The sequence below is a fragment of the Domibacillus sp. 8LH genome (assembly GCF_038806185.1).
Lineage (GTDB): Bacteria > Bacillota > Bacilli > Bacillales > Domibacillaceae > Domibacillus > Domibacillus indicus_A.
The window spans coordinates 1-9,670 of sequence record NZ_JAVJNG010000049.1; the positions used below are offsets into that span (position 1 = coordinate 1).

Genomic DNA, 9,670 nt, shown 5'->3' on the forward strand with positions numbered 1-9,670 from the left:
GAACACGGCCGTTAAGCTCTTCAGCGCCGATGGTAGTTGGGGGTTTCCCCCTGTGAGAGCAGGACGCCGCCAGGCAAGAAGTGGGGACAGCGGAAGCTGTCCTTTTTTGTGTAGGAATCATATTCCATGAAAAAAAACTGGTTTTTTGCAAAATATAAAAGAACAGGCGATGCTGCTGCAAACGCTCCTCCTTGTATAAATAAAACATTGACTGAAGGATATTCAGACAGTGTTTTATTTTTTTATGGTCATTTTTTATTCTTGAGCCAAAAGCAGCTATAGCTCATGAAAGCATGTCCATTGGCTGGGGAATAGTGGACCTCTAAGACCATCTTTTTATTTCGATCGGCACTGCGGCTTTTCAGGGGGGAAGCGATGTGAAATTTTGTTTTGGTTTTGCTTGGTCGTCATTTTTATGTTGGGGGTTTGCTGTTTTATCAAGCATATCATTCCGCTCTGATAAGAATAACTATTCAGGTGCCCGCTTCAAGAGCTGAGAATTTTTGAAGGAAGGTTTTTTCTTTTAAATGATCAGATATTGGGCAAAATATTTTTAGGAAATGGTTATAGCAGAACAGGGAGGAAACTGACATGGAAAAAATTGAAACCGGGGAAATCATCACTATGATTGATGATAATGGCAAAACACAAGATATGGAAGTGCTGAAGACCTTAGCTCTTGATGGAAAAGAATATGCAGTTGTGGGATATGTGGAAGAGCTTCAGCAAAAAACGGATGAAGAGATCGATGTTTTCTTTTTAAGGGTGGATAATGACGAGCAGTTATCCTTGATAGAAAATGATGAGGAATTGGAAAAGGTATCTGCTGCATTCAATGAAGCCAAGGAAGAGTAAGTAAACCATCTCTTGATACTTCCTGTCACCGTCGAACCAGGAAATTCTTTCGTCAAGATGCTTTCGGTTCCAAAAATGCGTTGCTTCCGCCATCCGGGCGGTTGGTAAGCCGGGTGGCGGAAGCTAAGATAAATGACTAATATTCTTGGCTGCATGTTGATCTCTGTTGTCTGGATGTCCGCGCAGGACGGAGTATAAATGTTCTGTAAGCAGTGTTTTTATTTACCCATATAAAATGCTGTATAATTAGGGGGAGCGGGGATGAACAGAGGTCATTTTTTGCCGCATTATCCACGCAAATATTTATGATGGCGTCTCCTGGGTGTTCTTCAATCAGATTTTCTTCAGAGGGCAGGTGGATAAATGGGAAGTGTAATGGAGAAGCATGTTCCTTACCTATGCAGAGTCCTCCTCTGCTATCAGCCACATAAATCCCTTGCTTGAGCTAAGTGGATTACGTTTACCGCCTTCAGAATTACACTCTCAAAAACGCTTCTTCAACAAACTTTTCTTGTTATTCATCTCCTGTAGCATAAAACATTGGATACAAATGATAAAAGGAACCCAATTCTTGGCCTCAGTATCTGTACCTTGATGAATTTGTTCTACATACGATATCTAGACATGAAATTTTAAGGGGGTGAGTACTTGAGTGAAAACAGCGGGTCAATACCATTTTCCCATAACAACGCTTCTTGCTTTCAGCCATTTATCAGCTCTAACCCGGTAACTTCTTTTAACCCTATTCAGCGTTTTCCGGCAATTGATCGAACGGCTTTTATTAGTCCGTTTTCAAGTGTTATAGGAGACGTTACCATTAGAAATCATGTTTATATTGCACCTAATGTAAGCATACGTGCAGATGAAGGAACGCCGTTTTATATTGGTTCTAAAACGAATCTTCAAGACGGTGTTATTTTGCATGGTTTATTAAACAAGCAATTTATTGTGGGCGGGAAAGGCTATTCTATATTCATTGGAAACGAGGTTACTGTAGCTCACAAAGCGCTTATTCATGGCCCTTGTTTTATCGGAAACAATGTATTTGTTGGATTTAACTCCATTGTTTATAATGCCATTGTAGAAAAAGGGGCATTTATTTCTTACAACGCTGTAGTCACCAATGGTGTACGTATAGATCAAAATAAATTCGTGCCGCCGGGCGCCCATATCGATACTCAGGAAAAAGCGGACACACTTTCAGTGGTGCCAAAAGACAGTAAGGAATTTGTAGCGGAAGTACAGCGTGTAAATCAAGAGTTTCCTTCCTCATATCATCTTTTGTTCGGAAAGTATCGTTGTTCATGTGGGCTTGCGTATGACGACCACGCGTAACGAAAAACCTTAACAACGAAATGTAGGGTTAAAAAAGCCTTTTACATAAGGGCTTTTTTGCTTGCAAGCTGTATTCCAGTTCATGTACTTTTTCTTTTAAAAAAGACTATAAGAACTTTATTAAATTACATACACAGAACGTCATAACTGCTCGCGCAGACGAAAGTGCATAATGGTTCATTAAGAAATAACATACTTAGGCTTCGGGTATTAAGAAACCACATTTACATTAGCGTTGTAAGCATCCAGGAAATCCGAAAAGGAGAGAAGCATATTGAGCCCTTAAAGAACAGTGCTCTATTTGTAATAAAGGAAAGGCTTTGATCGGAAAAATGTAAAGAAGCCTCTCAAACCTAACTGGATAGGTATACATAACGAATATAGCTGGATCGAAAAAATACAGCTTACATCACGCCAATAGTCTGAAGTCGAAATCACGAGACACGATTTATAAATGGTGTCTGCTTTTATAGGACCAAGAACAATTCATTTCATAATTCTTAAATAGGGAGCGTGATGATTAATAAATTAATTTTTTTAAGAGGAGTTCGATCATCGAATTTTATCTTAAGGCTGGCGATCACAAGTAGGCAACATATTGATCAAATGAAACTGAATTCTGGTTATGTTGGACGATAGGTTGATATTTATAAACCGAATACACGGGCCGTACCACTGAAAGTGTCGCTAGATGTTTAAAAGACGGCCTTACAACGACATTTGTCAGATAAGCGGATTGATCTGCTCCCGGTATTCTCTTTTGATTTAAAGCATGAATCATTCGTTCAGCTGTCTTGATTCCTAATCCATGCCCAAAATACGTATTGTCTTCCAGCACAACAGCATTTTCTCCTCTCCACTGAGGGGTTTGCGGATTGAAGTCCGGATTTTTAAAATATACGATATCTCCAGGCAAAAAGCGGCTTGTATAAAGGGGCTTTATTCCAAGGTCAGGATCAGCATGCCAGCTGTATAAGTAAATGGTTTGAAACAAACGATTAAACAATGAGTCGCCGATCATATTTAGAAGTGCGTGATAAAAGACAATAACCATCGCGGTTGCACATTCGAACGCATATTGTGAGCTGTTTATATAAATATCTTTAATCGCGTCTGACGACTTTACACCATGCTTCAGCTGAAATCCGCCGGTACTCGTCAGTTTCCAATATTGAGGATTACAGCGGGAGTTAGCAAATACTGCAAACCGTACACTGCTTTCGTTCATCGCTCTTGCACTGATGATGATATTTTTTCGTAACTCAAGCTCAAACGATAATTCACCAATGAATGAATACGAATAAACCGCTGTATCATTCTTCATCCGCCGAAGAATGGTACTTTCAATACTTCCAGATGGCGACATGGTACTTTGTTGAAAGGGCATCCCTGATAACCGAATCATACTATACCTCTTTCCAGGTTCGAATATTCACTTGCATTCTTACCTAGCATATTCAAGCATTGTTTTAACGTGTGGCTTTCATCATTTAATTCGCACATCTATATGATCTGTTTAATAAAACACTTGTATCAAGCCAGTAGATCGGACACAAATGTATCTTATTTTCCTCTATTGCCTTGTGAACCTCTCCACCTAAATCAAAGATTTTGATGGAGCATCCCTTATCTTGAATACAGTACAGCATCAGCGGATTAAGCTTCCTTCGGAAGCCCGAGTGCATGATGGAGACTAATGAACGAAGACAAGGTCTGAGATGTCCTTATTGCCAGTTCAGGAACTTTTGCCTGAAGTGACAACCATTTCGTTTCCGAAGTGGATTTTTGAATAGCCCGAATAAAATAACGGGCTCCGATATTATAAGAAGCAGATAAATCCGCATGATAGACTTTGCCTGTTGAAAACACGGCAAGGTCTTTTTTCGGGTTCCGTTCCACCTTTCCAGAGCCATCGAAAGCCAGGGCGCTGGTATTTCGTGGATTGATTCGGGAAATGCGCATGCCGAGGCAGAGCGCCATATCTTCCACTTTGTTCTGGATGCCTATTTTTCGCCAGCCGTGAAGCTTGAAACGAAGTTTCCTGGCTCCATAAAATCCTTTCGGGGTTTTCATTCTGCCCAAGTATTCGAATACGATGACGTCACAGCCATGTTTCGCCGCGAATTTTACAATTTCATGGCTTGTGTGGCGGACAATATGCTGCTGGTACCCATTGATCTGCCGCCAAAAATTCGGCGCCTGAATACGGCCGCTTGCCCGCTGGGCTTTCCGAAGCTTGTTCGTTAACGTCTGCAGCCGGTCTTTTTCTTTAGGCTGGTCAATAAATGTCCGGCCTAAGACAGTGCCCTGTTGCATCGATAACCGAACAAACCGCAGACTTCGTCAGTCCGAGATCTACCGCACACACTTTTTGTTCTTGAATAGGCGTTTTCGTTAATGTAACTTTATTTTCATAGCTGATGGAAAGGAAGAATTTCTTTCCCCGCTTAATCAGCTTAGGATTGTTCTCTTTCCATTCCCAGACACCTCGTTTATAAAGGTCCTGCCCTTTAAATTCGATATCCATCCATACCCAGTCATTCTGGTGGAATACCTTGATTTGTGCAGACGTATCGGATATCCTGCTGAACATATTCCCTCGATAAAACACAGGAAATTCTTTATGTTTCGACTGCAGACGAGGTGGCTGTTTCTTAAATCTTTTTCCTTCGGAAAGAGCATACTTTTGCTCTTTTTCCCAGTTTTGATAGTTAGAGCGGAAGCTCTTTACTTTGCCAAAAGCGGAAGCAATAGCACTTCTGCGAAAATAGGACGGAAACTTGTAAAAACGTTCGTTAAATTCTTTGTATTTCGGAAGGGGGTTTGATTTGGTTGCGTGAATCAGTTTTTCTACTGCCGGCACAATTGATTTTGTTGTCAGGTCGTCGGTATTACCAAACTCTTTGTCAATCACCTGGATGATGAAGGACAGGGCATCATTGTAAATATCCAGCGTATTATTGAAGATTTCGGTCTGATTTGTAATTTTGTGCAGCAGCGACTTCGCAACTTTCATAGTCAAACCCTCCTTTCCATTTTTTAGTCCTTATGATACATTGATCGTATCAAAATGGAAATCAATTGTAAAACGATACGAGGATCAATATGAGTGATGATAAGTAAGAAGCGGCAAGCGATGTCATAAAAAATACATAGAAAAATAAGAAGAATCAAGACCTTAGCGCCTAACTCCCACTAAATCGGAGATTTTGAAGGGGAATGCGGCGCTGATTTTTTGTTCAATTCCCAATCTTTCTAACCCTAAAATTTCCTAAATGTGCAGAAAAAGAGTAAGGGAGGAAACCAAGGCGGATTTATACAATAACATTGAGGAACATATCCCTGGAGATAGACCATCTACCCCCAGGGATATGTTCTTTAAACAGAATAAGCTTATTGAGCAAAAATGATTCGGCGCTTTTGAGTTATTCATCAGTATCCTTTTTCTGCTGTTGATATATGAAAACCACCAAAAGAAGAATGAACGAATCAGCTTACAGCAGCTTCCAACAATGTAATCGTATTATTGGAGGTATTTAAATTTACTCTAGCACCTATTGGAATGGCTGCTTTGTAGAATCCATGCCCAGAAGCAAGATTGGTCATGAGCGGTTTTCCAAGTGGTGCAATAAATTCACTAATCAAATCGCTATAAGACTTGCCATAGGCATTCGGACAATCGGTACATTCTCCCATAATAATTCCGAGACAATCCTCAAATTTTCCAGCTATCCTCATGTGATCAATGTAGCGGTAAACCGTATTAATGGGTTCATGTGTTTCTTCGAGCAAAATAATCTTCCCGGCCGTATTGATTTCATATGGTGTACCTAATGTACTGACAATGGATGTTAAGTTTCCACCAACAATTGGGCCGCTGACGTTCCCATGTACTCTGCCAGTAAGCGGCACTCCTGGAGGGTTCAGAATCGGGCGAGGTGAAACAGTCGAAGAGGTGATGGTAAAAAACTGTTCAAAATTGTAAGCCGGCGTCTGTGGTCTAAAGTCAATGAGGAGTAAGCTGTGGAATGTAATAAGGTCGGTAAACTGATATAAAATGTTTAATAAAACAGTAATATCACTGTAGCCGCTCACGATTTTTGGGTTTCGAGCGATCACTGTATAATCAAGGAACGGTAATATACTTTCCACACCGACACCGCCCCTTACAGGCAAAATCATCTTTACCTGTGTGTTGGTGAACATGGACATCAAGTCTTCAGCGCGCTGCTGGGCCGTTCCTGCTAGGAATCCGTTTTGTGCATATACATACTTCCCCAAAACAACCTGAAGCCCCATTCCTTGCAGAAAAGCAATGCTGGCATCAATAATGCTCCGAGCAACGGGACTGCCCAGCGCAACGATGCCGACTGTATCTCCCCGCTGCAGCATTCTTGGTTTAATGGGCATACTCTCGCCTCCCTTTAGTTTACTGCCTTTATAGGTTATGAAAGGAGAAAGGAGAATATTTGATTATTCAGGATATGGGTGTGACGAAAGACTATTAGGAAAAGTAAATGAGGCGCAAACAGCAGTGAAATATTTAAGTAAGGTGAATGGAAAGAACAGTACTCGAGGCGAGCGTGGTTATAAATAACGGCAAATTTCTTGTTGTAAAACGGAAGCCGACTGCAGTCTGCAATCGGCCTTTTTATTTATTCCTTGTTGCTAGTAATAGTCTCGATTGATCAAGCCGCGGAATACTACTATGTTGTCCTATTCACGAACAAATTTTAAGCAAAACCTTCTAGTACAATCTTGCCAATCGCCTTATTGCTCTCCAACAGTTTGTGGGCTTGGCGAAGGTTTTCTGCTGAAATAGGTCCAAGCACTTCAGTGAGCGTGGTTTTCAATTTTTGCTGGTCCACTGCCTCAGCGACCCGATTAAGCAAATGGTGCTGTTCAATCATATCATCTGTTTCAAAAAGCGAGCGTGTAAACATAAATTCCCACACGAAGGTGACGCTTTTTTGCTTGAGCATGGTAAGGTCAAGTGGAGAAGACGGATCATCAATGGCGCATACAACTCCTTGAGGAGAAATAACCTCGCTGATGCCGGCCCAGTGTTTCTCTAAAGCATTCAAGCAAAAAACGTACGGAACGTTTGGAAACCCAATGGCTTGAAGCTGCGGCAGAAGCGGATCATGGTGATTAATCGTATAATCGGCGCCCATTGATTGAACCCAATCGACAGTTTCTGGCCGGGAAGCAGTAGCGATTACCGTAAGTCCTGCTTGTTTTGCAAGCTGAACGGCAATGGATCCGACACCCCCAGCGGCCCCAATAATCAACAATGATTTTCCTTTGTTGACACTTGGATCTTGCGAAAGTAACATTCGGGTAAATAGTGCTTCCCAAGCTGTAATAGAAGTTAGAGGAAGGGCCGCCGCTTCTGCGAAAGTCAAGGAAGCGGGCTTTCGCCCAACGATGCGTTCATCGACGAGATGATATTCGCTGTTGCCGCCTTGTCGTGCAATACTACCAGCATAAAACACTTCATCCCCCGGGTGGAATAAGGAGCAGTCTGGCCCCACTTCATCAACAATTCCTGCTACGTCCCAGCCTAAAATTTTAGGAACTTCTTCAACTTTGTCTTTAGGAGTCCGAACCTTCGTGTCAACCGGATTGACCGATATGGCGACAACTTTAACCAAAATGTCATGGCCCGTTGCTTTCGGCTTCTCAATCACTACGTCTTCCAGACTTTTTGGATTTTCAATGGGAAGGTATCTCATTAGTCCTACTGCCTTCATTTTATCCATAATCAACCACATCCTTTCCTTGCAAGTATACCTTTTGCGAGGAATGACTTAAAATAAAAACACCACTGCTATTTGATAAGTTGAATTTTATGTAATGATTAAAGCTTAAAACAAAAAACAAGATAAAATTTTTTATATAATTTTAAAAACATGTGACAGGTTGTAAAGGAAGGAGAGGCATATGGGGATTGAAGTAAAAGAAATCCTTGCTAAGAAGATCCTTACTGAGGCAAAGGGTTATTTAGATGTTGGATTTACCCACTCTTTGAATCCGTATAGCGGTTGCGCATTTTCTTGCAGATACTGCTATGTGAGGGAAATGCCCATTCAGAAATTCAAGGAAATTTCTTGGGGAGAATGGATCGACATCAAAACAAATGCAGCAGAAAATTACCGAAATGAAATCAGAAAACTTCGTAAGAAAAACAAACCTGTGCATATTTTTATGTCTTCTGTCACAGATCCTTACCAGCCAATTGAACGTAAAGCAAAGATCACAAGCAGTATATTAAAAGAAATGATTGAAAACCCACCTGATTTTCTCCAAATCCAAACAAGAAGCCCGCTGATCACACGAGATATTGGTTTACTAAAGAAATTAAATGAATTATGCGAAGTCCTTGTCTCCATAACAATTGAAACGGACAGGGAAGATATAAAGAAAATATTTTCTTTATATGCACCCGGCATTAAATTAAGGATAAAAGCTTTAAAAGAAATTTACGATGCAGGAATATCCACTCAAGCTTCGATTTCTCCTGTTTTGCCATTCACCCCTGACTTTCCGAAAGTATTAATTGGAATTGTGGATCATATCTGGATTGATACATTAAGTATTGGAGACGGCTTCATGGGAAGGCGTTCAGAGAGGTTAGGGATGCCAGAATTATTTCAACAGCATGAACTGTCAAAGTGGTACCGAAAAGATTTACACTTAATGGTGGGGAAATATTTTAACAAGTATTTTCCTGCTGAAATGATACGGGTTTCTAAAAAAGAAGCTTTTCCAAAATAAAAGTCATTGTTTGTTAAGGTGTATATGGTTTCGTAATACGGGCTTATTGGGCTTTGTGCACAAAATATTTGTCCGATTTTTTTAGAATACCGATTTATACTGACAAAGGGATTTATGTTTAAAGTAAAGGCTTTTCTATTTGCTTCATTAATATACTTCTTATAATTTTGCATGAAAAAAGCAGTTGCTTCTAGAAGCAACTGCTTTTTTCTCTTCAGTTTGTAGTGTTCCAACTAACATGCGATTTATTCTTTTACTCGGTTACTTAAAAGATGAAGGATATAGGGAACAAAAAGGTAATAGAGGAAACAAAAACAGAAACAGAAGTGATTGAAATCAGCATTTAGACATGTTATATTATTAATCGTCGCTAAGGCAGTAAGGAGAAATAATATATTTCCTAAGTAGCATTTTAATTATAATCATATAATTAAAATGCGGAAATAACGTTTACTAACAATTGCAAGATGACTTGTTTTGTTAGTCACCCTCTATTAAACGCGACATTAAGAGGGTGAGTATAAATATATACAATGATTTATTGAGATAATTATTTTGATAAAAAACTGTTGACTTTGTACTTGCTGCATGATATAATTATTTAGATGTCAGAGAGACAGCGTTGAATTGTTCTTTGAAAACTGGATAATATCGTAAAGTAACACCAAGCAATACCGAGTAATCGCCATTTTAGGTTAAGTTA

The 9,670-nt window shown here is 40.1% G+C and carries 9 protein-coding genes and 1 rRNA gene; 5 read left to right on the forward strand and 5 right to left on the reverse strand.

Going from position 1 to position 9,670, the window contains the following annotated elements; genetic code table 11:
* The 4 genes from rrf to RG959_RS23305 form a co-directional block, all read left to right on the forward strand.
* Nucleotides 1–75 (forward strand): 5S ribosomal RNA (gene rrf / locus RG959_RS25680); the annotation flags it as partial.
* Nucleotides 76–126: 51 nt separating this feature from the next.
* On the forward strand, nucleotides 127–282 hold the full coding sequence (locus RG959_RS25685) for a hypothetical protein (protein WP_483298923.1): 156 nt from the start codon (nucleotides 127–129) through the stop codon (nucleotides 280–282).
* Between the two features lie 309 nt (nucleotides 283–591).
* Nucleotides 592–855 carry a DUF1292 domain-containing protein gene (locus tag RG959_RS23300; protein WP_342799188.1) on the forward strand — a complete coding sequence of 88 codons (264 nt, stop codon included), beginning with the start codon at nucleotides 592–594 and terminating at the stop codon, nucleotides 853–855.
* A gap of 648 nt (nucleotides 856–1,503) precedes the next feature.
* Nucleotides 1,504–2,190, forward strand: coding sequence for an LbetaH domain-containing protein (locus RG959_RS23305; RefSeq protein ID WP_342799189.1), 687 nt, complete (start codon nucleotides 1,504–1,506; stop codon nucleotides 2,188–2,190).
* 580 nt (nucleotides 2,191–2,770) lie between these two features.
* Here the strand turns inward: RG959_RS23305 and RG959_RS23310 are convergent.
* From RG959_RS23310 to RG959_RS23330, 5 genes are all read right to left on the reverse strand, one after another.
* Complete coding sequence (locus tag RG959_RS23310) at nucleotides 2,771–3,595, reverse strand: protein-glutamine gamma-glutamyltransferase (protein WP_342799190.1); 825 nt, start codon at nucleotides 3,593–3,595, stop codon at nucleotides 2,771–2,773.
* Between the two features lie 251 nt (nucleotides 3,596–3,846).
* Nucleotides 3,847–4,506 carry a hypothetical protein gene (locus tag RG959_RS23315; protein WP_342799191.1) on the reverse strand — a complete coding sequence of 220 codons (660 nt, stop codon included), beginning with the start codon at nucleotides 4,504–4,506 and terminating at the stop codon, nucleotides 3,847–3,849.
* Nucleotides 4,469–5,206, reverse strand: coding sequence for a hypothetical protein (locus RG959_RS23320; protein ID WP_342799192.1), 738 nt, complete (start codon nucleotides 5,204–5,206; stop codon nucleotides 4,469–4,471). The genes RG959_RS23315 and RG959_RS23320 overlap by 38 nt, the downstream gene beginning before the upstream one ends.
* Before the next feature lie 473 nt (nucleotides 5,207–5,679).
* Complete coding sequence (locus tag RG959_RS23325) at nucleotides 5,680–6,600, reverse strand: S66 peptidase family protein (RefSeq protein ID WP_342799193.1); 921 nt, start codon at nucleotides 6,598–6,600, stop codon at nucleotides 5,680–5,682.
* A gap of 323 nt (nucleotides 6,601–6,923) precedes the next feature.
* Nucleotides 6,924–7,943 (reverse strand): zinc-binding alcohol dehydrogenase family protein, encoded by a 1,020-nt coding sequence (locus tag RG959_RS23330; protein ID WP_483298924.1) that lies wholly within the window; start codon nucleotides 7,941–7,943, stop codon nucleotides 6,924–6,926.
* 190 nt (nucleotides 7,944–8,133) lie between these two features.
* On the opposite strand from RG959_RS23330, the gene RG959_RS23335 reads away from it, so the two are divergent.
* Nucleotides 8,134–8,967 (forward strand): SPL family radical SAM protein, encoded by an 834-nt coding sequence (locus RG959_RS23335; protein WP_342799195.1) that lies wholly within the window; start codon nucleotides 8,134–8,136, stop codon nucleotides 8,965–8,967.
* Nucleotides 8,968–9,670 lie beyond the last annotated feature (703 nt).

Bases quoted from the DNA above. Each gene is read 5' to 3' on its own strand.
- RG959_RS25685 (WP_483298923.1), top strand. From the start codon at position 127: ATGAAAAAAAACTGGTTTTTTGCAAAATATAAAAGAACAGGCGATGCT.
- RG959_RS23300 (WP_342799188.1), top strand. From the start codon at position 592: ATGGAAAAAATTGAAACCGGGGAAATCATCACTATGATTGATGATAAT.
- RG959_RS23310 (WP_342799190.1), bottom strand. From the start codon at position 3,595: ATGATTCGGTTATCAGGGATGCCCTTTCAACAAAGTACCATGTCGCCA.
- RG959_RS23315 (WP_342799191.1), bottom strand. From the start codon at position 4,506: ATGCAACAGGGCACTGTCTTAGGCCGGACATTTATTGACCAGCCTAAA.
- RG959_RS23320 (WP_342799192.1), bottom strand. From the start codon at position 5,206: ATGAAAGTTGCGAAGTCGCTGCTGCACAAAATTACAAATCAGACCGAA.
- RG959_RS23325 (WP_342799193.1), bottom strand. From the start codon at position 6,600: ATGCCCATTAAACCAAGAATGCTGCAGCGGGGAGATACAGTCGGCATC.
- RG959_RS23330 (WP_483298924.1), bottom strand. From the start codon at position 7,943: ATGAAGGCAGTAGGACTAATGAGATACCTTCCCATTGAAAATCCAAAA.
- RG959_RS23335 (WP_342799195.1), top strand. From the start codon at position 8,134: ATGGGGATTGAAGTAAAAGAAATCCTTGCTAAGAAGATCCTTACTGAG.